Below are 26503 nucleotides of genomic sequence, written 5' to 3'. Positions count from 1 at the left end.
AGGTCGATTATAACTCTCTCTTTTTAAAAAGAATTCATCGATATGCGTGCCTCACGATTTTTTATTTCTACGCTTAAAGAAGCGCCGTCCGACGCCGAGATCGTCAGCCACAAGCTCATGATGCGCGCAGGGATGATCAAGCGCCTGGGCTCCGGTATCTATACGTACATGCCGACCGGCCTGCGCGTGATCCGCAAGGTCGAGGCCATCATCCGCGAAGAGATGAACAAGTCGGGCGCGCTCGAACTCTTGATGCCGGTCGTGCAGCCGGCCGAGCTGTGGCAGGAAACCGGCCGCTGGGACAAGATGGGTCCTGAACTCATGCGCGTCAAGGACCGCCACGGACGCGACTACGCCATCCAGCCGACCTCGGAAGAAGTGGTCACCGACGTCGTGCGCAGCGAGATCAAGTCCTACCGCCAGCTGCCGCTGAATTTTTATCATATCCAGACCAAGTTCCGCGACGAGCGCCGTCCGCGCTTCGGCCTGATGCGCGGCCGCGAGTTCACGATGAAGGATGCCTATTCCTTCGATCGCGACCTCGAGGGCATGCAGAAGTCCTACCAGATCATGTTCGATGCCTATGTGCGCATTTTCAACCGCTTCGGCCTGAAATTCCGCGCGGTGGCGGCTGACAATGGCGCCATCGGCGGCACCGGTTCGCACGAATTCCACGTCATCGCCTCCACCGGCGAAGACGCGCTGGTGTATTGCCCGACGTCGGATTTCGCGGCCAACATGGAAGCGGCCGAGGCGCTGGCCATCGGCGAGCGCGGCGCGGCGACGCAGCCAATGACGAAGGTGCCGACGCCAGGTAAAACCAAGTGCGAAAGCGTGGCTGAATTGCTGGGCCTGCAGCTGTCGAAGACGGTGAAAACCATCGCGCTGACGGTCGAGCAGGAAGAAGAGGGGAAGGTGGAAGGCAAGGTAACCAAGCAGTACTTCATGCTGCTGCTGCGCGGCGACCACGAGCTCAACGAAGTGAAAGTCGGCAAGGTTGCCGGCCTGGCGAACCACCGCTTTTCGACCGAAGCCGAAATCCAGGAAGTGTATGGCACTGTGCCGGGCTACCTCGGCCCTGTGGCACCGAAGCAAGCGGTCACTATCGTCGCCGACCGCACGGTTGCCAACATGAGCGACTTCGTTTGCGGCGCGAACGAAGTCGACGCCCACTTGACGGGCGTGAACTGGGGCCGCGACCTGCCGGAACCGATCGTCGCCGACCTGCGCAATGTGGTCGAAGGCGACGCCTCGCCCGACGGCAAGGGCGTGCTCGCCATCGAGCGCGGCATCGAAGTCGGCCACGTGTTCCAGCTCGGTACCGCCTACTCCGAAAAAATGGAAGCGACCTACCTGGACGAAGCCGGCAAGCCGGCACCGCTGCAGATGGGCTGCTACGGCATCGGCGTGACCCGCATCCTGGGTGCGGCCATCGAGCAGAATTTCGACGACAAGGGCATCATCTGGCCGGACGCGATCGCACCCTTCCAGCTGGTGCTGTGCCCGATGGGCATGGACCGCAGCGAGATGGTCAAGGAGCAGACCGAGTCGCTGTACGCCGAGCTGCTGGCGGCGGGCATCGACGTCATCGTCGACGACCGCGGCCTGCGCCCGGGCGCGATGTTCGCCGACTGGGAACTGATCGGTGTGCCGCACCGCGTCGTCATCGGCGAGCGCGGCCTGAAGGAAGGCAAGCTGGAATACCAGGGCCGCCGCGATGCTGAAGCCACCGCCGTCCCGGTTGCGGAGATGGTCGGCTTCATCAAGGGCAAGCTGGCCCAGTGAAGGCGATGGAAGGATACGGCCGGGTGCTCGCCTGGCTGAGGAAAGCCACGCTGGCCACGCTGTTCGTTGCGAGTGCGTCGGCGCAGGCCGGCAACCAGCAGGAAGAGGCGATGGCCGACTCCGTACGGCTGGCGCTGGCGGCGGCGATTGCCGACAGCCGCCCGCCGAAGCCGAGCTTTCGCGACGAGGCGGCGCGGGTGCGCTACCAGATGTGGTTTACCGAGATGTCGGGGCGCCTGAAACGGCGCCTGCCGGACGACCAGGTGCGCAACGAGTTCCTGGAAGCGGCCTGGTACGAATCCACCCGCGCCGGCCTCGACCCGGGCCTGGTGCTGGGTTTGATCCAGGTCGAGTCGGCCTATCGCAAGTACGCCGTCTCGATCGCCGGCGCGCGCGGCTACATGCAGGTGATGCCGTTCTGGACCAAGGTCATTGGCGACAACGACCGCCGCAAACTCTTCCACATGCAGACCAACCTGCGCTACGGCTGCTCCATCCTGCGCATGTACATCGACATGGAGCGCGGCAACCTCTACCTGGCGCTGGGCCGCTACAACGGCAGCCGCGGCAAGCCGCAGTATCCGAACGCGGTGCTGTCGGCGTGGAAGAAGTGGGAGTTCAATCCGGTGGCGGTGGCAGCCAGGTAGGGTAGGCGGCTACACCTGGGTACTCGTATTGACGGGGCAGGGCCGCCGCCTACGCGTTCAACCGGCGCTTGAGACTTCGCGACAAATCCAGAGCCTGTTGAACGCGTAGGTGGCGCAAACGCTGCGTCCATGCCTATCGCAAGGGTGGAGCCGCCTACCCTGTGATCGACACGTAGTGAACCGGTCACACCTTTCGTTTGCGGTGTAGACTCTCCGCTTTCCCCGCTACGAATGCCATCATGCGAATGACACTTCTCGCCGCCGCGTGCACGCTGGCGGCGCTGGCCGGCTGTGCGTCCAACGGGCCGGCCGCGACATCCACCGCCACTGCCGGCACACGCGTTGCCGTCGACGGCCAGGCCAAGAACATCCTCTTCTTCCTCGGCGACGGCATGGGCATCAACACGCTCACCGCCGCGCGCATCTACGCCGCCGGCGAAGACGGCGAACTGACCATCGACACGCTGCCCGAATCGGCTTTCGTGAAAACCTTCTCGAACGATGCCCAGGTCACGGACAGCGCCGCCTCGATGTCGGCCTACATGACGGGCGTGAAGCAGAACAACGGCGTGATCTCGATGTCGACCGACACGCGTTCGCTCTCGCCGACGACCGAGAACGGCCGCCTCGTGAACCGCTGCGACAACGGCCGTGCGGTGCCGACCCTGGCCGAACTGGCCAAGGCGCGGGGCATGGCGGCCGGCGTCGTTACCACCACCAGCGTGACCGACGCCACGCCGGCGGCCACTTATGCCCATGCCTGCCACCGCAAGCTGGAACAGGACATCGCCGCCGCGCTGGTGCCGGGCGGAGCGGGCTACAACGCGGCCCCGGGCGCGAATGGCCTCGATCTGGTCTTCGGCGGCGGCGCCCAGCAATTCCTGCCCACGGATGCCGGCGGCAAACGCGCCGATGGCCGCAACCTGCTGGCCGAACTGCAGGGCAAGGGCTGGCGCGTCGCGACAAGCAGCGCGCAATTGAACGCGCTGGCGCCCGCCGCCCAGCCAGCGATCGGCCTGTTCGCCCAGAACCACTTCGCCTACGAGGCCGCGCGCGACCCGGCCAGGCAGCCAGCCCTGGCCGAGATGACGTCCAAGGCGATCGACATTCTGTCGAAGAACCCGAACGGCTTCTTCCTGATGGTGGAGGGCGGCCTGATCGACCACGCGCTGCATGCCACGCTGGCCAAGCGCGCGCTGCAGGAAACGGCCAGCTACAACGCCGCGCTCAAAGTCGCCATCGACAGGATGCAGGCCATCGATCCGGGCCTGAAGAACACCCTGATCGTCGCCACCGCCGACCACGACCACACGCTGCTGATCAACGGCTACTCGCCGCGCACCGGCAAGACCACCCCAGGCAATCCGGGCGTGCTGGGCCTGGTGCGCAGCCTCCCGGACGGCAAGGTGCGGCTTGATAAAGATGGCGCGCCCTTCACGATCCTGGGCTTCGGCACGGGCGAACACCGTGTGGCGGGCAGCCGCAAGGACGTGAAACTGACCGACGAGATCGCGGCCGGCGACGACTACCACCAGGAAGCGGTGGTGCGCACGCGCGCGGGCAGCGAAACCCATGGCGGCGCCGACGTCTACCTGGGCGCCATCGGCGCGAATGCCGAGCTGTTTCGCGGGACCATCGACAATACCCGCGTATTCAGCCTGATCAAGACCGCGGCGGGCCTGTGAGCACCGTAGGAGACCATTCAATGACCACGATCCGACTCTCCCTGCTGCTGGCGGCAGCCTTCAGCCTTGGCGCGCAGGCCGCGCCGGCAGCCAGGCCCTCCGCAAAGAACATCATCTTCTTCCTCGGCGACGGCATGGGCCCGACCACGATCACCGCCGCGCGCATCTTCAAGGCGGGCGAAGACGGCCTGCTCGACTTCGAACGCTTCGAGCGCACCGCGCGCATCAAGACCTATTCGGCCGATGCCCAGGTGACCGACAGCGCCCCCTCGATGGGCGCCTACATGACCGGCGTGAAGATCAACAACGACGTGATCTCGATGCAGGACGCGACACCAAGGGATCCCGCCAAGGACGCCAACGGCAACGCCAGCGTGGACCGCTGCGGCGCCAATAACGGCAGCGCGCCGATGACGATCCTCGAACTGGCCAAGGCGCGCGGCAAGGCGGTCGGCGCCATCACCACCACCGAGCTGACCCACGCCACGCCGGCATCGACCTTCTCGCATGTCTGCAATCGCGACATGGGCTACCAGATCGCGCAGCAGATTGTCCCTGGTGGCGCGGGCTACAACACGCGCCTGGGCGACGGCGTCGACGTGCTGATGGGAGGAGGGCGCAACCACTTCACGCCTTTCGATGCGAAGACCAACCGCAAGGGCCGCGCCGACGGCCGCGACCTGATGGCCGAATTCGCGGCGCAGGGCTATTTCGTGGCCAGTACCCGTGCCGACATGGCATCGAGCCGGCCGGGCCGCAAGTTCGTCGGCGTCTACAGCGCCGAGAGCCATCTCGATTATGCGTCGAAGCGCCGTCCCGAGCAGCCGACGCTGGCCGAGATGACGGCGAAATCGATCGAGCTGCTGTCGCCCAATCCCAAGGGCTTCTTCCTGATGGTCGAAGGCGGCAAGATCGACCACGCGCTGCACGAGACCAATGCGCGCAACGCGCTGGTCGAGACGGTCGCCTTCGACGAGGCGATCAGGACGGCGGTGGAGCGCATGCGCGCGCTCGACCCGGGCCTGGAAAACACCCTGATCGTCGTCACCGCCGACCACGACCACACGATGGTGCTGAACGGCTATCCGAAGCGCGGCAATCCGGTGCTCGACATCGTGCGCGGTTATGCCAATGGCGAACCGACCCGCGACGCCGACGGCAAGACGTTTACCACGCTCGTCTTCGGTAACGGCCCGAACCGGCCGGAGACCCGTCTTGACGTCGACAGCGCCGCGGCACTGGCCGAGGGTTATCACCAGGAGGCGGGCGTGCGCTGGTCGAGCGAATCGCACGGCGGTGGCGATGTGAAGCTGTATGCGGAAGGGGCGGGATCGGCGCCGTTCAAGGGCACGATGGAAAACACCCGGGTGTTCGATTTGATGAAGGCGGCGTTCGGCTTGTAGATCGCGGCGTGACCACGGGGCGCCCACCCCACGGTTGAATGTGCGGCGACGCCAACGTAGGGTGGGCAGCTCCACCCGCAACAGGTGAGCACAGGTCGAATGCGCGCTGCCCACGCGGTGATCGTTGGCGGCGAGATCATCCGGCACGATCACGGAGCCGATAACGATCGACACGGTATGATCGACACCCAAATACAAAAAGCCCCGGTCTTGCAACCGGGGCTTTTCAACGTTCAGGCTAATGGACAGCCGGCGTTTTCTTATTTCAGGTGATTCGAAATCAGCTTGGTCATTTCGAACATCGAGACCTGTGCCTTGCCACCGAAGACGGCTTTCAGCTTGTCGTCGGCGTTGATCATCTGGCGGTTGTCCGCAGCTTGCAGGTCCGCTTTCTTGATGTATTCCCAGACTTTCTTCGTCACTTCGGTGCGTGGCAGCGGCTTGTTGCCGACCACTGCAGCCAGCTCGGCCGACGGCGTCAGTTCCTTCATGAACGCGGCGTTAGGCTTGCGCGCTGCTGCCGGTTTCTTCGCTGCTGCGGCTTTCGGCGCAGCTGCTTTTGCAGGAGCTGCTGCTTTCTTCGCTGCAGGCTTGGCCGCGGCGGCCGGCTTCGCGGCGGCTGCCTTCTTTGCAGGCGCTGCTGGGGATTTCTTGGCTGTTGCCATCTTCGAGCCTCCTAAACGAGCATAAGTAAAAGTTGCGCAATTTATCGCACGGCTTATATTGGTGGCGTTTTAGCGTTCCTGCAAGTCTTTTTCACCATTTTTTCACTCTGATAAGCCCAAAAATCCGGGTTTGCGTGCCAGTTGCGGCCATAGAGTGAAAAACCATGCAAAAACCGGCGTAAAAAAGCCGCACCGGGCATGAGCCGGGCGCGGCTTGCGAAGAGGGCAAAAACGTCCGGCGGGCATCAAGGCCTGCCGGAATGGGGTTTACCTCATCCCCGGCATCATGCCCTTCATACCGCGCATCATCTTCATCAGGCCACCGCCTTTGAGCTTCTTCATCATCGTCTGCATCTGGTCGTACTGGGTCAGCATGCGATTGACTTCCTGCACCTGCACGCCGGCACCGGCGGCGATGCGGCGCTTGCGGTTGGCCTTGATCAGCTCCGGTTTCGCGCGCTCAAGCGGCGTCATCGAGTCGATGATGCCGCACATGCGCCGCACCTGCTTCTCGGCCTGGTCCATATTGGCGCCGGCCGCGGCCTGCTGGAACTGCGCCGGCAGCTTGTCGAGGAGGCCGGACATGCCGCCCATCTTCTTCATCTGGGTCAGCTGCGCCTTGAAGTCGTTCATGTCGAAACGGCCGCCCGACTTGATCTTGTTGGCCATGTCCTGCGCGGCCTTTTCGTCGACGCCCTTGCGCGCTTCTTCCACCAGCGCCAGGATGTCGCCCATGCCCAGCACGCGGCTGGCCATGCGGGTCGGGTCGAAGGCTTCCAGGCCATCAAGCTTTTCCGACACGCCGGCGAACTTGATTGGTTTACCGGTGACGTGACGCACGGAGAGTGCCGCACCGCCGCGCGAATCGCCATCGAGCTTGGTCAGCACGATGCCGGTCAGGGGCAGGGCATCATTGAAAGCCTTGGCCGTGTTGATCGCATCCTGGCCGAGCATGGCATCGACCACGAACAGGGTTTCGATCGGCTTGACGGCGCCGTGCACCGCGGCGATTTCCTGCATCATCGCTTCGTCGATACCGAGGCGGCCGGCGGTGTCGATGATCAGGACGTCGTGGTAGTGCTTCTTCGCCCAGTCGAGGGCGTTGAGGGCGATGTCGACCGGCTTGTCGGTGGACGTGGAGGGGAAGAAGTCGGCGCCGACCTGTTTCGTCACCGATTCGAGCTGGGCGATCGCGGCCGGACGGTAGACGTCGGCCGATACCGTCAGCACCTTTTTCTTCTTCTGTTCTTTCAGGTACTTGGCGAGTTTGCCGACGGTGGTGGTCTTGCCCACACCCTGCAGGCCGGCCATCAGGATGATCGCGGGCGGCTGCTGGGCGAACGACAGCTGGGTGGCGTCCGGACCGAGGTCGGCGCCCATCAGGGCCGCCAGCTCGCGCTGCACCACGCCGACCAGGGCCTGGCCTGGGCTGAGCGAAGCGATGACTTCTTCGCCCAGCGCTTTTTCCTTCACTTTGGCGATGAATTCGCGCACCGCCGGCAGCGCCACGTCGGCCTCAAGCAGGGCCAGGCGCACCTCGCGCAGCATCTCGGCGGTGTTCGCTTCGGTCAGACGTGCCTCGCCGCGCATTGTCTTGACGACTTTGGCTAGGCGTTGGGTAAGGTTATCTAGCATGTTCTACCTGACTGTATATGAATAGGAGACGTGGGACGGTCTTCGATAATCTGCCATTTTACCCTGTGCAAGGGCTTGCCGCCCGCCGCGGCGGGGGCGACAAGGGGTTTTTTGCACGGCGCTCGGGTGATCTGTCGGATACGCGTCTTGTCGTGTTTGACACATCTTGCATTCCAATATAGCCTTTTCTCGGCGGAATCAATACAGATCCGGCAGCGCAGATCCGGCAGCACCACCAGCACGACAGCCCCTTTGAATGACGAGAGCATAACGGAGAGATGGCATGACTACAGTGTTCGGCAAGACCCTGATCGCAATGACCCTGCTGGCAGCTGCCGGCGCCCAGGCACAGGACGTGGTGCGGCTCGGGAACCTGAAGTTCGCGCACTATGGCGCCGTTTCGTATATCAAGGAAATCGCACCGAAGTGCGGCATCAAGGTCGAGGAAAAGATCTTCCCGAAAGGGCTGGACGTGATGCAGGCCATCATCGCCGGCGAGCTCGATGTCGGCACCACCGCCTCCGAAGCCGCCATTTCCGGCCGTGCCGGCGGCGCGCCCATCTATGTCGTGGCCGGTTTTGCCAAGGGCGGCGCGCGCCTGGTGGCGCGGCCCGAGCTGAAGATTACCAGCGCGGCCCAGCTCAAGGGCAAGCGCGTGGGCGTGACCCGCGGCGGCATCCAGGAAGTGCTCCTGATGGCGGAGCTGGCCAAGCACAATCTGAAAGCCGACGTCACCCCGGGCAAGGACGTGCAGCTGGTGTTCCTGCCCTATGCCGACCTGAACCAGGCGCTGCTGGGCAAGCAGATCGACGCCATGATGCAGTCGGAGCCGCAGTCTTCGCAGGCGATCAACAAGGGCTTCGGGGCCGAGGTGCTGAAACCCTATGACACCCCGATCGGCGAACCGATCCGCACCATGGTCATGACCGAGAAGTTCTATCGCGAACGCCGCCCCGTGGCCGAGAAATTCATGCGCTGCTTCGTGCAGGCCACCAAGACCTTCATCGACGACAAGGCGCTGGCAGAAAAATACGTGCGCGAGGTCGTGTTCAAGGGCCAGATCACCAGCGACGATTTCAACGACGCGATCAGCAATTCGCCGTATTCCTACGACATCACGCCCGAGCACATCCAGGTCACCACCGACACCATGGTCAAGACCGGGGTGGGGCGCATGGCCAAGCCGCCGGTGGCCAAGGAATGGGTCAAGACCGACCTGCTGGATGCGGCCAAGAAAAGCCTGAACATCAAGTAAGCACCCGGGCCCCGCATGAAAAAGCGTAACTGGCGTGACATCGCCGTCGGCATGGTGGTGCCGGTGCTGGCCATCGCCATCTGGCAGTGGGTGGCCAGCAATGGCTGGGTCAATCCGCAGATCCTGCCGTCGCCGCTCGCGGTCTGGGAGCGTTGGGTGGCCTACCTGCTGCCTTTGATGCCGTACGAAGCGTACACCGAGGGCGGCTGGTGGTCCTGGGCCTTCTCGGGCGAACTCATCGTCGATACCCTCACCAGCCTGTACCGGGTGGTGGTGGGTTTCGTCATCGGCGCCGGGCTGGCGCTGCCGCTCGGGCTGGCGATGGGAGCGAGCAATACGGTGTATGCCTGGATGAATCCGCTGGTGCAGATCCTGCGGCCGATTCCGCCGATCGCCTACATTCCGCTGGCCATCCTCTGGTTCGGGCTCGGCAATCCGCCGGCCGTGTTCCTGATCGCGCTGGGCGCCTTTTTCCCCGTCCTGATGAACACGATTGCCGGGGTGCGCCAGGTCGACGGCATCTATCTGCGTGCGGCGCGCAACCTGGGAGCGGGCGGCACGACGATGTTCCTGCGCGTGATCCTGCCGGCGGCCGTGCCCTATATCCTGTCGGGCGTGCGCATCGGCATCGGCACCGCCTTCATCGTCGTCATCGTCTCCGAGATGATCGCCGTGAACAATGGCCTGGGCTACCGCATCCTGGAAGCGCGCGAGTATTTCTGGTCTGACAAGATCATCGCCGGCATGATCACCATTGGCCTGCTCGGCCTGGCGATCGACATCGCCATGAACCGCCTCAACAATTACCTGCTGCGCTGGCACCGGGGACTGGAGCACTGAGATGGACGCATTGGACACCCATATCCGCATCCAGGGAGTCGGCAAGGTCTTCGCCAGCGACGAGCGCCAGGTGGTGGCGCTGCAGGACATCGACCTCGACATCCCGCGCGGGCAATTCACCTGCCTGCTCGGACCCTCGGGCTGCGGCAAGTCGACCCTGCTCAACGCGGTGGCCGGTTTTTCGCCGCCGAGTTCGGGCAGCATCCTCGTCGATGGGGCGCAAGTCGCGGGGCCCGGACCGGAACGCGGCATGGTGTTCCAGGAATACGCGCTGTTTCCCTGGATGACGGTCGAGCAGAACGTCGGCTTCGGCCTGGAAATCAAGGGCATGCCGAAGGCGCGGATCCGCGAGCGTGTCGGCGCGCTGCTGGGCATGCTGTCGCTGTCGGACTTCCGCGCCCGCTATCCGAAAGACCTGTCCGGCGGCATGCGCCAGCGCGTGGCGATCGCGCGCGTGCTGGCGCTCGATTCGCCCATCCTGCTGATGGACGAGCCTTTCGGCGCCCTCGACGCGCTGACCCGGCGCAACCTGCAGGACGAACTGCAGCGCATCTGGCTGGAGACGAAAAAGACCATCCTCTTCGTCACCCACAGCATCGAGGAAGCGATTTACCTGGCCGACCGCATCGTCGTGATGACCTACCGCCCCGGCACCGTCAAGCGCGACATCCTGGTCGAGCTGCCGCGCATGCGCGACCCGGCCGCGCCCGAATTCAACGCCCTCAAGCGCGAACTGGGCCACCTGGTGATGGAAGAGCAGCAGCGCCATCACCACGATGAGCTCAGGATGGCCGCAATCGACTGAGGCTGCGGCTTTGCCGGGGCGGCAGGGGCCGCCACGGCCGTTTCTCCTTGGTGTAGACTGCCGATTATGCACAACACCCTTTTCCTTGCCGCGGCGCTGCTCTACGCGGCCTGCGCCCTGCTGCCGTCGCGCCGGGGCGGCGTCATCTCCGGCGTCACCGCGCTGGCCTGGGCCCTGCACGGGGTGGCCTTGGGCGGCGACGCCTTTGCGCCGGGCAGCCTGCGCATCGGCTTTGCGATCATGCTCTCGGCCGCGCTGTGGGTGTCGGTTGCGGCCTACTGGTTCGAGAACCGCAACTTCGCCCTCGACGGCCTGCGCCGCTTGGTGATGCCCTGCGCCTGCGCCGCCGCGCTCTTGCCGATGCTGTTCCCGGGGTCCGTCATGCCGCTGTCGACCCAGTCGAGCGCTTTCGGCTGGCATGTCGCGGTCGCCGTGCTGGCCTACAGCACGCTGACGATCGCCGCTTTCCACGCGGTGCTGATGGCGCTGCAGGAAACGCGCCTGCATGCGCGCACCGTCACGGCCGGCCCGGGCTGGTTCGGCGGGGCGCTCGACCAGCTGCCCGCGCTGCTGACGATGGAAAAACTGCTGTTCCGGCTGATCGGCATCGGTTTCGTGCTGCTCAGCCTGACGGTACTGTCGGGCGTGGTGTTCTCCGAGCAGCTGTTCGGACGCGCGCTGCGCTGGGACCACAAGAACATTTTCGCGCTCTTGTCCTGGATCCTGTTCGCGGCCCTGCTGGCCGGACGGCGCTGGCGTGGCTGGCGCGGCAAGACGGCGCTGCGCTTCACCCTGGCCGGTTTCGCCACGCTGGCGCTGGCCTATGTCGGCAGCCGCTTCGTGCTGGAAGTCGTGCTGCACCGGAGCGTCGCATGAGCCGCCTCGTGTTCTGGATCGGCCTGGCCATCCTCATCGTGTTCGCGCTGCGCTCGAAACTGCGCGCCGCCGCCCGCCGCGCCGATGACGCGGCGCCGCGCCGTCCGCCTGCGCCCGCCCCAAGGGCGGCCATCGAGGACATGACCCGCTGCGCCCATTGCGGCCTGCATTTCCCGGCATCGGAAGCCGTGCGCGCCGACGGCCTCGATTATTGCAGTCCGTCGCACGTGCGCCTGCCGCCGCACTGAGCCTTGTTTACCCGAGCCTTGCGCGCCGCCGCGCTCACCACGCGCTGGCCCTCGCTGTCCACGCAGTCGCGCACCACCTTCTGGCGCTCGCTGCAGGCGTTCACCGTCACCCGTGTCGTCATTGCGCTGGTGCTGCTGCTCTACCTTGCCCTGGAGGTGCGTGGCGGCGGTGCGCGCGGGGCGTCGGCCTATGCCGGCACCTGCTTCTTCTACCTGGCCACGGCGCTCTGCTTCGGCGGCATCACCGCCTTGTGGAAGCGGCGCTTCCTGCTCCAGCTGAGCAGCCAGATCGCCGTCGACCTGGCGGTGATCTCGCTGCTCTACCTGGCCGCCGGCGGCGTGCGCAGCGGGCTGGGCATCCTCTACCTGTTCCCGCTGTCCGGCGTGGCGATCCTGGCGCCGCTGCTGCTGGCGCTGTTCACGGCGGCGCTGGCCACGATCTTCATCCTGCTCGAGGTGTTCTGGCAGCTGCTCACGGGTAACAGCGAGCCGCCGCTGATGCAGAGCGGGATGTATGGCATCGCCTTCTTTGCCGTGGTCTGGCTGCTCAACCGTCTGGCGGCGCGCCTGATCGGCCAGGAAGAGCTGGCCGCACAGCGCGGTGCCGACCTGCAGGTGCAGCAGTCGATCAACGAGATCGTCATCGCCGACGTCGGCGACGGCGTGCTCGTGGTCGACCCGGAAGGCTGCGTCCACACCGCCAACCCGGCCGCGCAGCGCATGCTCGGCATCGAAGCGGCGGCCGGCTACCGCCTCAACGACCTGGCGGCGCTGGAACCGGTCGCCAGCGCCTTCGCCACCTGGCGCGGGGCGGATGGGCAACGTGCCGCGCCGCCTGCCGTGGCCGCGGTCGAACCGGTTACTGGCGCGACCGGCCCCGACGAGGCCTTCGTGATTCTCAAGCCCTATCAGGACAGCGTGGCGGGCGATACCGGCCTGCGCGTACGGCGCGACCATCCGGCCCACCTCAAGCTGCGCTTCGCCCAGGTCGTGTGCGCCGCCCGCGGGCCCGCGCGCAGCGTGATTTTCCTGCAGGACGTGAGCGCCATCGAAAACCAGGCGCAGCAGCTGAAACTGGCGTCGATGGGCCGCCTGACGGCCAGCATCGCCCACGAGGTGCGCAACCCCCTGTCGGCGATCGGCCACGCCACGGCCTTGCTGGCCGAAGACCAGCATGGCAAGGCCGAGCTGCGCCTGTTGAAGATCATCGGCGACAACGTCGCCCGCGTGAACCGCATGGTCGAGGACATCCTGAAGCTCTCGCGCAAGGCGCAGCCGTATGCGGAACCGCTGCTGCTGGCCGCCTTCCTGGCCGAGCTGAAGGCCGAGTTCTGCGAAACCCAGGGCCTGGCCGGTGATATAGTGTGGCTCGGCGGCTTCGGTGCGATCGAAGTGCGTTTCGATGCGCTGCACCTGCGCGAAGTGCTGGTCAATTTGCTCGGCAATGCGATCCGCTACGCCAGCCGCGCGCCCGGCAGCATCCGCATCTGGCCCGAGCTCGATGCCTTCGGTACCCTCGAGCTGCACGTGCAGGACGACGGCCCCGGCATCACGTCCGAGGTGCGCGCCCACCTGTTCGAGCCGTTCTATACGACCTCGAGCAAGGGCACGGGCCTGGGACTGTACCTGGCGCGCGAGCTGTGCCTGAACAACGGCGCCAAGCTCGATTACGAATTTCGGCTCGATACGTGCCTCGACGCCACCGGCGCCGAGCCGCACCGCAGCAGCGGCCGTTTTGTCATCACCTTCGCCCAGCCGCTGGCGGCCGCCGCGGCGGGCCAGCAACAGGAAAGGCCAGCATGAGTTCACCCCGCATCCTCGTCGTCGACGACGAAGCCGACCTGCGCGACCTGCTCGAGATCACCCTCGTGAAAATGGGCCTCGATGTCGATTGCGCGGCGACGCTGCGCGAAGCGCGCCGGCTGGTGGCCGACAATGCCTATGCGCTGGTGCTGACCGACATGCGCCTGCCCGATGGCCTGGGCCTGGAACTGGTGCGCGAGGTGTCAGGCAGCTCGAAGACGCCGATCGCCGTCATCACCGCCTTTGGCAGTGCCGACAACGCGGTGGTGGCGTTAAAAGCTGGCGCATTCGATTATGTCTCGAAACCGGTGGTGCTCGACGAGCTGCGCGTGATGGTGCGCTCGGCCCTGAAGCTGTCGGAAGCGCCGGCGGTGGCCTCCGGCCGGGAGGGCGCCGCGCCCTCGCGCCTGATCGGCAACTCGGTGGCGATGCAGTCGCTGCGGGCCCAGATCGGCCGCCTGGCGCGGTCGATGGCACCGATCGCGATCACCGGCGAATCCGGCGCCGGCAAGGAACTGGCCGCGCGCGAAATCCATGCCCAGAGTTCGCGCGCCGCCAAGCCGTTTGTCGCGGTGAACTGCGGCGCGATTCCCGAAAACCTGATGGAGGCCGAGTTCTTCGGCCACCGCAAGGGCGCCTTCACCGGCGCCGGCGAAGAGCGCGAGGGCTTTTTCCAGGCGGCCGACGGCGGCACCCTGATGCTCGACGAGGTGGCCGACCTGCCGCTGGCGATGCAGGTCAAACTGCTGCGCGCGATCCGGGAGCGGCGCGTGCGCAAGATCGGCGCCACCACGGAAGAACCGGTGGACGTGCGCATCATCAGCGCCACCCACAAGGACCTGGCCAGGTGCGTCGAGAATGGCCTGTTCCGCCAGGACTTGTTCTACCGCCTGAACGTGATCGAACTGGCGCTGCCGCCGCTGCGCGAGCGGCTCGACGACCTGCCGGTGCTGACCGAGGCCATCCTGGCGCGGCTGGCTGGCCCGGGCGGCGCCTCGCTCGGCCCGGGCGTGCTCGATGCCTTGCGCGCGTATTCCTTCCCGGGCAATGTGCGCGAACTGGAAAACGTGCTCGAGCGGGCGCTCGCCTTTGCCAACGACGGCGTGATCCAGGTGGAAGACCTGTCCCTGAAGGCGCGTGCGGGCGAGGCGGGGCGCGAGAGCGCCGCCTTGGCGGAGGCGGCGGGGCGTGACGGCGAGCGCAGTGGGGACGATGGCGCGGGCCGAGCCGGCGCCGGCTTCCGTGCCCGCCGTGGCATCCCCGGCACCGGCCGTGGGACCGGAGGTCTTGCCGTCCAACCTGCCGGCCTATCTCGAGCAGGTCGAACGCGACATCATCCAGCGCGCCCTGCAGCAGACCCAGTTCAACCGCACCAGGACCGCCAGCCTGCTCGGCATCAGCGTACGCCAGCTGCGCTACCAGATGCAGAAACTCGATATCCAAGCACCGGAGAATTGAATGCCCAAACTGCTACGTTATGCCGCCCTAGCCATTGCCCTGATCGCCGCGCTGATGTGGATGAAGCACGAGAACGATGCCAAGGCCTGCCGCGAGGCGGGCGGTAACTGGGACAGCGAAGCGAATACCTGCGTACGCCCGCCGGCGACGCCCGGACGCACACCCGTCTGATAAAAGGGCGCTCGCACACGAGGCGGGCAATATTTCCATGGCGACGACAGTGTTGCCACAGGATGCATATTGCATGAATTGTCACAGAGCGCCCCGTCCCTTCCTGTCACAAATCGTTGGCTTTTCGCCAGTGCAAAACGGTGCGGGACGCACCGCAATCGGGCAAGGTGTGCCCGAGCTGATCAAGACTTGAGCAGCATGTTAGTGCTCACTTACCGGCCACCGCGCATAATGATCCGCCGACTGAATTGTCAAGGCCAGCGCACACGAAAAACGCAAGAAATTGAGAATTTATTCACTTGCACGGCCGCGCGGCCAAGTACTACAATTAGTCCCATATCAAACCACCCCACTAGATATAGTGGTAGCGAGCCCAAGCGTAGGACCGAGAGTGTAGCTGCTAGGAAATAATGCAGCCTACGGCGGCCCTGGCTTGAGGCGCCTAACAAAACCGTCAGAGCAAGGCGCGGCGACGAAGACAGTATGCCTGTACGGCAAGGAGCCGCAACGCCGCTATGGGGGTTTTGTTAGGCGCCTTGGAAGCGTGGCAACATTCACCGGCAAGCACATCGTCCGGCTTGGCTCAGCCAGGCTGGCAGGGGTGGTTTTTGCTTTTTAAATCGTTCATTCGCCCACCCGCGCGCGCGGCAGGCGGTCTGACAAATCGGTGGCAGCACGACTGCCCTTCCTGGAGGCCCCATGCAGACATCCCAAGACATTTCAATCCACCCACAACCAGGAACGGCTGCCGGCCTCAGTGGCACCAATAGCGCCGCCGACATCGCCGCCCGCGCCGACTACCGCATCCTGCGCCGCAACGGCGCTGTCGTGCCTTTCGAGCCGAACAAGATCTCGGTCGCCATGACCAAGGCCTTCCTGGCCGTGGCCGGTGGCCAGGGCGCGGCGTCGGCCCGTATCCGCGAGCTGGTGGAGCAGCTGACCAACAATGTCGTCGCCGCCCTGATGCGCCGCCAGCCGAACGGCGGCACCTTCCACATCGAAGATGTGCAGGACCAGGTTGAACTGTCGCTGATGCGCTCGGGCGAGCATGACGTTGCGCGTGCCTACGTGCTGTACCGCGCCAAGCAGATGGAAGAGCGCCGCGCCGCCAAGGAAGCCGCCGGCGCCACGCAAGTGGCCGCGCCGCAGATCCACGTGGTCGACGGCGGCGAGCGCCGTCCGCTCGACGTGGGTGACGTCCACGCGCTGGTGAACGCCGCATGCGCCGGCCTGGAAAAGCATGTCGACGCCGACGCCATCGTCGCCGAGACCCTGCGCAACCTGTACGACGGCGTGCCGGTCGAAGAGCTGCACAAGTCCGCCATCCTGGCCGCACGCGCGCTGATGGAAACCGATCCGGCCTACAGCCAGGTCACGGCCCGCATCCTGCTGCACACGATCCGCAAGGAAGTCTTCGGCAAGGAAGTGCCGCAAGCCAGGGCAGCCGCCGAATACATCACCTATTTCCCGCAATACGTGGCAAAAGGCATCGAGAACGAACTGCTGGACGAGGAACTCGGCAAGTTCGACCTCGAGCGCCTGGCGAAAGCCATCGTCGCCGACCGCGACCTGCAATTCGGCTACATCGGCCTGCAGACCCTGTACGACCGCTACTTCCTGCACGTGCGCGAAACCCGCATCGAGATGCCGCAGGCCTTCTACATGCGCGTCGCCATGGGCCTGGCCCTGCGCGAAGCGGACCGCGAAGAGCGCGCCATCGAGTTCTACAACCTGCTGTCGTCCTTCGACTTCATGAGCTCGACCCCGACCCTGTTCAACTCGGGCACCCGCCGCTCGCAGCTGTCGTCGTGCTACCTGACCACCGTCGGCGACGACCTGGAAGGCATCTACGACGCGATCAAGGAAAACGCGCTGCTGTCGAAATTCGCCGGCGGCCTCGGTAACGACTGGACCCCGGTGCGCGCGCTCGGTTCGCGCATCAAGGGCACCAACGGCAAGTCGCAGGGCGTCGTGCCCTTCCTGAAAGTGGTCAACGACACGGCCGTGGCCGTGAACCAGGGCGGCAAGCGCAAGGGCGCGGTCTGCGCCTACCTGGAAACCTGGCACATGGACATCGAGGAATTCCTCGACCTGCGCAAGAACACCGGCGACGACCGCCGCCGTACCCACGACATGAACACGGCGAACTGGATTCCCGACCTGTTCATGAAGCGCGTGATGGAAAAGGGCCACTGGACCCTGTTTACCCCAAGTGAAACGCCTGACCTGCACGACCTGGTCGGCAAAGCCTTCGAGCAAGCCTACCTGGCGTACGAAGCCAAGGCCGAGCGCGGCGAAATGCGCGTGTTCAAGAAGATCGAAGCGCTCGACCTGTGGCGCAAGATGCTGTCGATGCTGTTCGAAACCGGCCACCCATGGATCACCTTCAAGGATCCGTGCAACATCCGTTCGCCGCAGCAGCACATCGGCGTCGTGCACTCGTCGAACCTGTGCACCGAGATCACCCTGAACACCAGCGCCGACGAAATCGCTGTCTGCAACCTGGGCTCGGTGAACCTGCCGCAGCACATGAAGGGCGATGGCCTGGACCACGTCAAGCTGCAAAAGACCATCCGCACCGCGATGCGCATGCTGGACAACGTCATCGACATCAACTACTACGCCGTGGAAAAGGCGCGCAACTCGAACCTGCGCCACCGTCCGGTCGGCATGGGCATCATGGGTCACCAGGATTGCCTGCACATGATGCGCGTGCCGTTCGCCTCCGATAAAGCGGTGGAATTTGCCGACAAGTCGATGGAAGCCGTCTGCTACTACGCCTACCTGGCGTCGACGGAACTGGCCGAAGAGCGCGGCCGCTACGAGTCGTATGCCGGTTCGCTGTGGGACCGCGGCATCCTGCCGCAGGACTCGATCAAGCTGCTGGCGGAAGAGCGCGGCGGCTACCTCGAGCAGGACACCAGCGAATCGATGGACTGGAGCCTGGTGCGCAACCGCATCAAGCAGTTCGGGATGCGTAACTCGAACTGCGTGGCGATCGCCCCGACCGCGACGATCTCGAACATCATCGGCGTGTCGGCCTGCATCGAACCGACCTTCCAGAACCTGTACGTGAAGTCGAACCTGTCGGGCGAATTTACCGAGATCAACGGCTACCTGGTGCGCGACCTGAAGGCACGCGACCTGTGGGACGAAGTCATGATCGCCGACCTGAAGTACTTCGACGGATCGCTGTCGAAAATCGACCGCGTGCCGCAAGACCTGCGCGAGATCTACGCGACGGCCTTCGAAGTCGAGCCGAAGTGGCTGGTCGAGCAGGCATCGCGCCGCCAGAAGTGGATCGACCAGGCCCAGTCGCTGAACATCTACATGGCCGGCGCCTCGGGCAAGAAGCTGGACGAAACGTATAAACTGGCCTGGCTGCGCGGCCTGCTACCTGCGTCCGGGCGACGCCGGTTTCGACGAATGCGAAGCCTGCCAGTAATCGTAGCGAACGCTTAACAATTGAAATGCACGCCCGGCCTTCGCGCCGGGCGTCGCTGTCACAGAACACGAAATAGAAGGAAACGATCATGCTGTCATGGGACGATGAACAAACGAGTGCGCCGGCCGCACCACAAGGGGCAATCCTGCCGGAAGGCGTGGACGCCACCCTGGTCGCCAAGCGCGTCAACGCGGACGACAAGCGCATCATCAACGGCCAGACCGACGTCAACCAGCTGGTGCCGTTCAAGTACAAGTGGGCCTGGGACAAGTACCTGGCCGGCTGCGCCAACCACTGGATGCCCCAGGAAGTGAACATGCAGCGCGACATCGAGCTGTGGAAGAGCCCAAACGGCCTGTCGGAAGACGAACGCCGCCTGGTCAAACGCAACCTGGGCTTTTTTGTCACGGCCGACTCGCTCGCCGCCAACAACATCGTGCTGGGCACCTACCGCCACATCACGGCGCCGGAATGCCGCCAGTACCTGCTGCGCCAGGCTTTTGAAGAAGCGATCCACACCCACGCCTACCAGTACATCGTCGAGTCGCTCGGCCTGGACGAGCGCGAGATTTTCAACGCCTATAACGAGATCGAGTCGATCCACGACAAGGACCAGTTCCTGATCCCGTTCATCAACGTCCTGACCGATCCGGAATTCAAGACCGGCACGCTGGAGAACGACCAGAAGCTGCTGAAGTCGATCATCGTCTTCGCCTGCCTGATGGAAGGCCTGTTCTTCTACGTCGGCTTCACCCAGATCCTGGCGCTGGGACGCCAGAACAAGATGACGGGCGCCGCCGAGCAGTACCAGTACATCCTGCGCGACGAGTCGATGCACGTGAACTTCGGCATCGACCTGATCAACACGATCAAGATGGAAAACCCGATGCTGTGGACCCCGGCCTTCCGCGAAGAGCTGAAAGTCCTGTTCCTGCAGGCCGTCGAACTCGAATACCGCTACGCCGAAGACACCATGCCACGCGGCGTGCTGGGCCTGAACGCCCCGATGTTCAAGGGCTACCTGCGCTTCATCGCCAACCGCCGCGCCGTGCAGATCGGTCTCGATCCGCTGTTCCCGAACGAAGAGAATCCGTTCCCGTGGATGAGCGAGATGATCGACCTCAAAAAGGAGCGTAACTTCTTCGAGACGCGCGTGACGGAATACCAGACCGGTGGCGCGCTGAACTGGGATTGATCCCGGTGGTGCACTGATTGGGAATGGCCCGCTTTCGAGCGGGCTTTTTTTTGCCCCCACTGTACCGACTTGCCGATTTGTCAGCGCAGGGACTGCAAGCGCGAGATAATTCCGCGAATCAAGTTCTGAGGAAGGCGCATGCCCAGGATGCCATCGGCTTCTCTATATAGTAGTGCGGCATTGGCCGTGCTGGGCGACCTCGGCTTGCGCGTCGCTTTCGGGCTCGAACCCGTCTGGTGGCTGGCTTGGGTGGCACCGCTCGCGCCGGCGGAGCGGGGGATGGCGGTCGGCCTGGCCGCCATCGACGATTTTCTTGGCCCGTCGGTGCCGCAGGCGCAGGTCGAGCGGGTCTGGACCGGGTACGAGCACCATGTCGCGCAACTTGCCGGCCAGGGCGCGCAGCTGATCGTCCTGCCCGAGAAGATTGCCGTGCTCACGCCAGCCGCCGCGATGGCGGTGCAAGGCCGTTTCGCCGCAGCGGCTGCAAGCGCGCGTGTGGCTGGTGCTGGGCGTCGGCATCGACGAGGGCGCCCGCTCGCGCAACCTGGCCTGGTTGATCGGCCCCGATGGCACCCTGCGCGCGACTTACCAGAAGCAGCACCGGCGCCGGGCGAACGCGGTGTCGATGCCGGCACCCGTCTCGCGCTGGTCGACGTCAAGGGCTACCAGGCGGGACTGGCCATCTGCAAGGACATGCACTTCGCCGAGCTGGGACTGCGCTATGCACACGCCGGCGCCGACCTCGTGCTGGTGCCGTCACGGGACTTCGGCGCCGATGCGGTGTACGCCGCGCGCCTGTCGGCGCTGCGCGGGATCGAGTCGGGCTTCGGCATGGTGCGCGTCGCCCGCGAAGGTTTGCTGAGCGTGACCGATGCACACGGACGCGTGCTGGCCGAGGCGCGCTCGAGCCCCTTGCCGGGAACTGGTGTGCTCGCGTACCTGCCGCCGCCGGGCACCACCCGCACCACGTTCCAGACGATCGGCGAGGGGGGCGGCTGGCTCTGTGTCGCACTCGCCGCTGCAATGCTGTTGTTCGCGCGTGCCGACAAGCGCACGCAATTGAATGGTGCAGGTCTGCGCGCAAGGCGCACGCGGGAACCGCTTGTGTGAGACAAGTCGCGCGTTGCGTGGTCAAAGGGATAGCGAGCCGACGAAGGCGATGGGCGCATCGCGACATGGCGGGTGGCGCGCACGATTGACGCGGCGAGGTCCCATGCGCGCAAGGTTCATCGCACTTGAATGCACGTTTGGCGCATCAGGTATTTGTCGACGAAGCGAATATGGCGTAAAGCGAAGCAAGCCTGCTGCAGTCAGGTGCGCTTTGAAATGGACTGGCCCCCGGCGGCCTGCTGTCATGATGCGACATTTGACGCATCTTCGTCCGGTAGTGCGAATTATGTGTGTGCGGGTTGCGCACTGACAAGGTTTTCGTGTACTTTACGTGATTGAATTTGTCAAAACGTGAACATGGATTTTTTCGCATGCTCGCGGGCAAACAAAACCGATCGAATAATGGGACGCTGATTCAATCAGTATGCACTTAAGCGTAGCGAAAAGAACAAGCCGCACTGCCTGATCGTTATCAGGCAAGGCGGCTTTTTCTTTTCGCGCCCGCAAGGGCAGCGATGTGAAAGCGCAGCTGGAATGGTGGGTGGGTGTCCCGACGTCGTTGGCTGAAGCGCTGCAATGATGAGGAGTTGCAGCAGTTCAGCTGGTGCCGGATTCATTGGCAATAACCCCTGGTTTATGCCCATGAATAATTCGCCCGACTTCGTCGGCGGGTTTTTAACCTTGTAGCGTATTTTCTCATCGCAGAGAAGGAGAACGAAATGGCAACAGCCGCTAAGAAACCAGCAGCAAAACCCGCAGCCAAGGGCACGTCCGCAAAGACCGCCGCCAAACCAGCTGCCAAGACTGCCGCAGCAGAGAAACCAGCCGCCAAGAAGTCGGCCGCTGTAAAACAGGCCCCGGCCAAGGCAGCCACCAAGGCCGCCGCGAAGCCGGCAGCGAAAGCTGCGGCAAAACCGGCAGCGAAACCAGCTGCCAAACCAGCTGCCAAACCAGCTGCGAAAGCCGCGGCGAAACCGGCAGCAAAAGCCGCAGCCAAGCCGGCAGCAAAGCCAGCCGCGAAAGCCGCAGCCAAGCCGGCAGCGAAACCAGCCGCCAAAGCCGCAGCCAAACCTGCAGCCAAACCTGCAGCCAAGAGCGCCGCCAAACCGGCCGCCAAGAAAGCCGCAGCCAAGCCGGTAGCGAAGGCCGCCGCCACCAAGTCCGCAGCCAAGCCGGCCGCCAGGAAGGCCGCCGCACCGGCAGCGAAGAAAGCCGCCGCCAAGCCAGCTGCCAAGAAGACCGCGGCTGCCAAGCCTGCCGCCAAGCCAGCCGCCAAGAAGACCGCGGACGCCAAGCCTGCAGCCAAGCCAGCCGCCAGGAAGACGGCCGCTGCCAAGCCTGCAGCCAAGCCCGCTGCGAAGAAGACGGCAGCCGCCAAGCCTGCAGCCAAGCCAGCGGCCAAGAAGACCGCAGCGGCCAAGCCTGCAGCCAAACCAGCGGCCAAGAAAACCGCCGTTGCCAAGCCTGCCGCAAAGAAGGCCGCGGCAGCCAAGCCGGTAGCGAAAGCCGCCGCCACCAAGGCGCCGGCCAAAGGCGCGGCGAGCAAGACCGCCGCCAAGGGCGCCGCCGCGAAAGCACCTGCCAAGACCGCCGCCAAGACCGCCACCAAGGGCGCGGCTGCGAAGTCGACCGCTACCAAGCCGGCAGCCAAAAAGACCGCGGCCGCCAAGCCGGCCGCCAAGCCGGCTGCGAAAAAGGGCGCGGCAGCCAAGCCGGTCGCGAAAGCGGCTGCAAGCAAGGCACCAGCCAAGGGCCCGGCAAGCAAGACCGCCGCCAAGGCGCCGGCGAAGACTGCCACCAAGGCCACGGCCAGCAAGGCACCAGTCAAGGCCCCTGCCAAGAGTGCAGCCACCAAGCCGGCTGCCAAGCCAGCTGCCAAGGAGGCGGCTACAAAACCTTCCACTAGCACGCCTGCTGCCGCCGCCAAGCCTGCCGCAGCCGCCAAGCCAGCGGCAAAGCCAGCCGCCAAGAAGCCGGAAGCGATGAAGGCCGAAGCCAAACCGGAAGCCATGAAAGCCGAAGCCAAGCCTGAAGCGATGAAGGCGGAAGCGAAGCCCGAGGCGAAGGCCGACACCAAGGCCGACACCAAGGCCGACACCAAGGCCGACACCAGGGCCGACACCAGGGCCGACACCAAGGCCGACACGGCTGTCAAGGCCGAAGCCAAGCCGGAAGCCGCTGCCAAGCCGGCAGCGAAGAAGCCTGCGGCGAAGAAGCCAGCTGCGAAGGCCGCCGACACCAGGCCGGCCGCACAGCCAGCCGCGGCTGCCGACGCCAAGCCGGCCGCTCCTCCACCGGCCGCGAAAACCGCGCTGTCGCCTGCCGCCGCCTGGCCTTTCCCGACCAGCAGCCGTCCGTAAACGCGCTGCGTGCCCGCTTAGGGCAGAATACCGCTGTGTGATATTGTCACACAGCGGTTTTTTTTATCTCAAGGAGTTGTCGTGCTGCCGATTCTTCAGCTGATCGTCGATACCATTGCCAGTGTGCTGGGCGGGGTGCTGTTATTGCGTTTCTGGATGCAGGCCATCCGCGTGCGTCCGCCGGCCTCGGTGGCGCAATTCACCTTCACGCTGAGCGACTGGCTCGTCAAGCCCTTGCGCCGCATCATCCCCGGTGCCGGCGGCTACGACTGGGCCAGCCTGATCGGCGCCTTCCTGGTGGTGTTGCTGGCGACCTCGCTGCTGTTGATGGTCGGTGCCACCGGCGAGCAGGTATTCATCTTCGCGCTGGCGCGCTTCCTGAAGTGGATCATCTACGGCTTCATCGCCTTGCTCATCATCGAAGCGATTTTCAGCTGGGTCAACCCGCATGCGCCACTGGCGCCGTTCGTGCACGACCTCAACGATCCGCTGCTGCGGCCGATCCGGCGCGTCGTGCCGCCGATCGGCGGGCTGGATCTGTCGGTGCTGGTGGCCGTGCTGCTTCTGCAGATCGTGCTGTTCGTGTTGCGGAACTTCGTGCCGATTTAAGTTTGATCGGCGGCGGATGTAAAAATGGGCAGCCTGGGCTGCCCATTTTATTTTCCGATCCGTTTGCGGTCGTGGGTCGAATACCGATCGTGGCCACGCTGCGGACGTACCGCGTGGGGTCGGGACCCCACCCTACGAATAGAAGACGCTACCGTCCCCGATGTAAAGCTTACTTGAAGCGGTAGCCGAAGGCGGCTTCGAATTTTTCCGCGATCTCGCTTGGGGTGAACTTGTGGTTCTGGCCGCCCTGGTGGGCGATCTTGATCGAACCGAGCAGGCTGGCCAGGCGGCCCGTGGTCGGCCAGTCGTAGCCCTGGGCGATACCGTACAGGAGGCCGGCGCGGTAGGCGTCGCCGCAACCGGTCGGGTCGACGATGGCGGCTGCCGGCACCGCCGGGATATCGTGGCGCTGGCCGCCCGCGTAGATCTCGGAGCCCTTTTCGCCGCGCGTGACGATCAGCGCTTCCAGGCGTGCCGCGATCTCGTCCAGCGACAGCCTGGTGCGGTCCATGACCATCTCGATCTCGTAGTCGTTGGCAGCCAGGTAGGTCGCCTGCTCGATGAAAGTCAGCAGTTCCTCGCCGCTGAACATCGGCAGCTGCTGGCCGGGGTCGAACATGAAGGGCACGCCTTGCGCGGCGCAGTCGCGCGCGTGCTTGAGCATGCCGTCGCGGCCGTCCGGGGCGATGATCGCCACGCGCAGCGGGCCGCAGTCGGCCACGTTGTTCTCGTGCGAGAACTGCATCGCGCCCGGGTGGAAGGCGTTGATCTGGTTGTTGTCCTGGTCGGCGGTGACGAAGCACTGCGCCGTGTAGGCGTCGCCGATGGTCTTGATGGCGCGCGTCTTGATGCCGAAGTTGCGCAGGCGCTCGAGGTAGTCGCCGCCGTCCTGGCCGATGGTCGCCATGATCAAAGGATCGCCGCCGAGCAGGTTCAGGTTGTAGGCGATGTTGGCCGAGCAGCCGCCGTATTCGGTGCGCAGCGTCGGCACCAGGAAGGACACGTTCACGCGGTGCAGCTGGTCCGCCAGCAGCGTCTCGGCGAAACGGCCGTGGTACTGCATGATCTTGTCGAATGCCAGCGATCCGCAGATCAGGGTAGTGTGGGTCATGGAGGTGTCAGGGATAGAAGACGGCGATGTGGTAGCCGGATGGTTTCAGGTTGTCCACGCGGAAGTGGAGCTTGATCGCTTGTTCGGTACGCGGCGCGATGCCGGCGGCCAGCGGCGTACCGGCGGCCAGGTAGTCCCCGGGCGCGAACACGCGGCGCAGCAGCGGCTTGTCGTTGGCGTCCGTCAGCGCCAGCTCCAGGCTCGGCCAGGCCTGGTTCGTGCTGCCGGTGTTGCGCAGCTCGGTCGTGAACGAATAGGCGCCTCCGCCGAGCGTGGTCAGTTCGCCGGTTTCGATGACGAGGTTCTCGACCGGGCTGGCAGCTCGACGCGGCAGCCCAGCAGCGCGCAGCCCGACACCAGCGCCGGCTTCAGGGCCGGGAAGCGTGCGGCGACCGCGTTGCGGAAGGTGAAGGCGCCTTGCGCGAGCAGCAGCAGCAGCAGGACGAGCGAGCCGACCAGCATCGCGATCTTGCGCGTGCGTCCGCTTTGTTCCTGCTGGCGGCCGCGCTTGACGAACTCCGGCTCGTCGATCTCGGCGGCGCGCAGTTTCGGCTGCGCCTCGATTTTGGTCGGGGTGAGCTTGGAGCGCCGCGCCGCCGCCGCGCGCTCGGCGCGGCGCGCGGCCGGGGTGCGCACACTGGCCTCGGCCGGCATGGCCGACGCGTCGTGCGCATGCGACGCGCCGCCCGCGCCATCGGCGGACTCGCGCAGCGGAAGCAAGGGGGCGGCTTCGCTGGCCAGGCCGGGGGCCGCGGTACTGGCCGATGCGGTATCCGGCGCGGTATCCGACGCGGTATCCGAGTCGGCCGTCAGCGCGATTTCCGGGAAGGTGTTGTGCGTGACGCGGCGCAGGGTCAGCGGCTCGGCCGCGGGCGCGCTCAACGCCTCGATCGCGGCCACGTTGAAGGTCGTATCCGGCGTCAGGTCGACCACGATGGGGATGCGTCATCCCGCGCGGGCAGGGCCGGGGTGGGCAGCGCAGCGTTTTCCGGCAGGCCGAAGGCGGGTTCGATGCGACCCTGGCTGTCGGTGGCGGGATGGTGCTGCGCCGGCACCGGGTGCGCTTCGATGGCGGGCGGGGCGTCCTGGACCGCGGCCGGTGCGGTAGCCGCTTCGGTGCTGTCCGTTTCGGCAGCCGCTGGCGCATGGGCAGATGCGGCCCCTACCGGCCCGGCGTTCTCCGCGGACGTTTCCAGCAGAGGCTCGGTGGTGGCCTCGAGCGCGGTGTCGGCTTGCGCTACCGTTTCCGGTTCTTCCTCCGCCTCCGCTACCGACGCTGCTGCCGCATCCGGTGCGGCCTCGGGCTGTGCTTCGGCCGCGGCATCGATTGCATCGTGCGTCACCGCATCCGTGCCGGCCCTCGGGTTCGAGGTCGCTCCCTGCATCGTTCGCGCTGG

20 protein-coding genes and 2 pseudogenes are annotated in these 26503 nt (G+C 65.1%); 17 read left to right on the top strand and 5 right to left on the bottom strand.

Annotated features, from left to right (window positions below):
- The first annotated feature begins 42 nt into the window (after positions 1-42).
- The 4 genes from G4G28_RS21560 to G4G28_RS21545 all read left to right on the top strand — a co-directional run bounded on the left by G4G28_RS21560 (position 43) and on the right by G4G28_RS21545 (position 5520).
- Positions 43-1785, top strand: coding sequence for a proline--tRNA ligase (locus G4G28_RS21560; RefSeq protein ID WP_182989863.1), 1743 nt, complete (start codon positions 43-45; stop codon positions 1783-1785).
- A gap of 110 nt (positions 1786-1895) precedes the next feature.
- Positions 1896-2432, top strand: coding sequence for a lytic transglycosylase domain-containing protein (locus tag G4G28_RS21555; protein WP_229425672.1), 537 nt, complete (start codon positions 1896-1898; stop codon positions 2430-2432).
- A gap of 239 nt (positions 2433-2671) precedes the next feature.
- A complete protein-coding gene (locus G4G28_RS21550) occupies positions 2672-4117 on the top strand; it encodes an alkaline phosphatase (RefSeq protein WP_182989861.1) in 1446 nt (481 codons plus the stop codon).
- Positions 4118-4137: 20 nt separating this feature from the next.
- On the top strand, positions 4138-5520 hold the full coding sequence (locus G4G28_RS21545) for an alkaline phosphatase (RefSeq protein ID WP_182989860.1): 1383 nt from the start codon (positions 4138-4140) through the stop codon (positions 5518-5520).
- Positions 5521-5780: 260 nt separating this feature from the next.
- Here the strand turns inward: G4G28_RS21545 and G4G28_RS21540 are convergent, their stop codons facing one another.
- Together G4G28_RS21540 and ffh are read right to left on the bottom strand one after the other, a co-directional pair.
- Entirely contained in the window at positions 5781-6185 is a 405-nt protein-coding gene (locus G4G28_RS21540) for an SWIB/MDM2 domain-containing protein (RefSeq protein WP_182989859.1), read from the bottom strand.
- Between the two features lie 267 nt (positions 6186-6452).
- Positions 6453-7820 carry a signal recognition particle protein gene (ffh, locus tag G4G28_RS21535; protein ID WP_182989858.1) on the bottom strand — a complete coding sequence of 456 codons (1368 nt, stop codon included), beginning with the start codon at positions 7818-7820 and terminating at the stop codon, positions 6453-6455.
- A gap of 283 nt (positions 7821-8103) precedes the next feature.
- Between ffh and G4G28_RS21530 the strand changes: the two genes are divergently transcribed.
- From G4G28_RS21530 to G4G28_RS21470, 13 genes and pseudogenes are all read left to right on the top strand, one after another.
- Entirely contained in the window at positions 8104-9075 is a 972-nt protein-coding gene (locus G4G28_RS21530) for an ABC transporter substrate-binding protein (RefSeq protein ID WP_182989857.1), read from the top strand.
- A 15-nt stretch (positions 9076-9090) separates the two neighbouring features.
- Positions 9091-9915, top strand: coding sequence for an ABC transporter permease (locus tag G4G28_RS21525; protein WP_182989856.1), 825 nt, complete (start codon positions 9091-9093; stop codon positions 9913-9915).
- Position 9916: 1 nt separating this feature from the next.
- Positions 9917-10720 (top strand): ABC transporter ATP-binding protein, encoded by an 804-nt coding sequence (locus G4G28_RS21520; RefSeq protein WP_182989855.1) that lies wholly within the window; start codon positions 9917-9919, stop codon positions 10718-10720.
- Between the two features lie 66 nt (positions 10721-10786).
- Positions 10787-11596, top strand: coding sequence for an inner membrane protein YpjD (locus tag G4G28_RS21515; protein ID WP_183107816.1), 810 nt, complete (start codon positions 10787-10789; stop codon positions 11594-11596).
- Positions 11593-11844 carry a PP0621 family protein gene (locus tag G4G28_RS21510; RefSeq protein ID WP_182989854.1) on the top strand — a complete coding sequence of 84 codons (252 nt, stop codon included), beginning with the start codon at positions 11593-11595 and terminating at the stop codon, positions 11842-11844. Before G4G28_RS21515 ends, G4G28_RS21510 begins: the two co-directional genes overlap by 4 nt.
- 3 nt (positions 11845-11847) lie before the next feature.
- Complete coding sequence (locus tag G4G28_RS21505) at positions 11848-13647, top strand: PAS domain-containing sensor histidine kinase (protein ID WP_229507769.1); 1800 nt, start codon at positions 11848-11850, stop codon at positions 13645-13647.
- A pseudogene (locus G4G28_RS21500) lies at positions 13644-15105 on the top strand (sigma-54-dependent transcriptional regulator). Before G4G28_RS21505 ends, G4G28_RS21500 begins: the two are co-directional and overlap by 4 nt.
- Entirely contained in the window at positions 15106-15276 is a 171-nt protein-coding gene (locus G4G28_RS29470; RefSeq protein WP_182989853.1) for a hypothetical protein, read from the top strand.
- Between the two features lie 699 nt (positions 15277-15975).
- Positions 15976-18738 (top strand): ribonucleoside-diphosphate reductase subunit alpha, encoded by a 2763-nt coding sequence (locus G4G28_RS21490; protein ID WP_374039749.1) that lies wholly within the window; start codon positions 15976-15978, stop codon positions 18736-18738.
- Positions 18739-18809: 71 nt separating this feature from the next.
- Positions 18810-19916: a ribonucleotide-diphosphate reductase subunit beta gene (locus tag G4G28_RS21485; protein ID WP_182989851.1), complete on the top strand. Its 1107-nt coding sequence runs from the start codon at positions 18810-18812 to the stop codon at positions 19914-19916.
- Positions 19917-20054: 138 nt separating this feature from the next.
- Positions 20055-21026, top strand: coding sequence for a hypothetical protein (locus tag G4G28_RS21480; protein ID WP_183107815.1), 972 nt, complete (start codon positions 20055-20057; stop codon positions 21024-21026).
- Between the two features lie 719 nt (positions 21027-21745).
- On the top strand, positions 21746-23386 hold the full coding sequence (locus G4G28_RS21475) for a hypothetical protein (protein ID WP_183107814.1): 1641 nt from the start codon (positions 21746-21748) through the stop codon (positions 23384-23386).
- An 81-nt stretch (positions 23387-23467) separates the two neighbouring features.
- Positions 23468-23995: a YggT family protein gene (locus G4G28_RS21470; RefSeq protein ID WP_229425248.1), complete on the top strand. Its 528-nt coding sequence runs from the start codon at positions 23468-23470 to the stop codon at positions 23993-23995.
- 169 nt (positions 23996-24164) lie between these two features.
- On the opposite strand, the gene G4G28_RS21465 is transcribed toward G4G28_RS21470, so the two are convergent.
- The 3 genes and pseudogenes from G4G28_RS21465 to G4G28_RS21455 form a co-directional block, all read right to left on the bottom strand.
- The gene (locus tag G4G28_RS21465; RefSeq protein ID WP_183107813.1) at positions 24165-25106 is read right to left on the bottom strand and encodes a carbohydrate kinase family protein; all 942 of its coding nucleotides are present in this window, start codon (positions 25104-25106) and stop codon (positions 24165-24167) included.
- Between the two features lie 7 nt (positions 25107-25113).
- A pseudogene (locus tag G4G28_RS27015) lies at positions 25114-25568 on the bottom strand (DUF3426 domain-containing protein).
- A gap of 458 nt (positions 25569-26026) precedes the next feature.
- Entirely contained in the window at positions 26027-26449 is a 423-nt protein-coding gene (locus tag G4G28_RS21455; RefSeq protein WP_210283271.1) for a hypothetical protein, read from the bottom strand.
- Positions 26450-26503 lie beyond the last annotated feature (54 nt).

Source organism: Massilia sp. Dwa41.01b (assembly GCF_014171775.1).
Classification (GTDB): Bacteria; Pseudomonadota; Gammaproteobacteria; order Burkholderiales; family Burkholderiaceae_D; genus Telluria.
The sequence above is the reverse complement of the archived record's forward strand: the minus strand, read 5'-3'. Positions and strand labels throughout refer to the sequence as shown.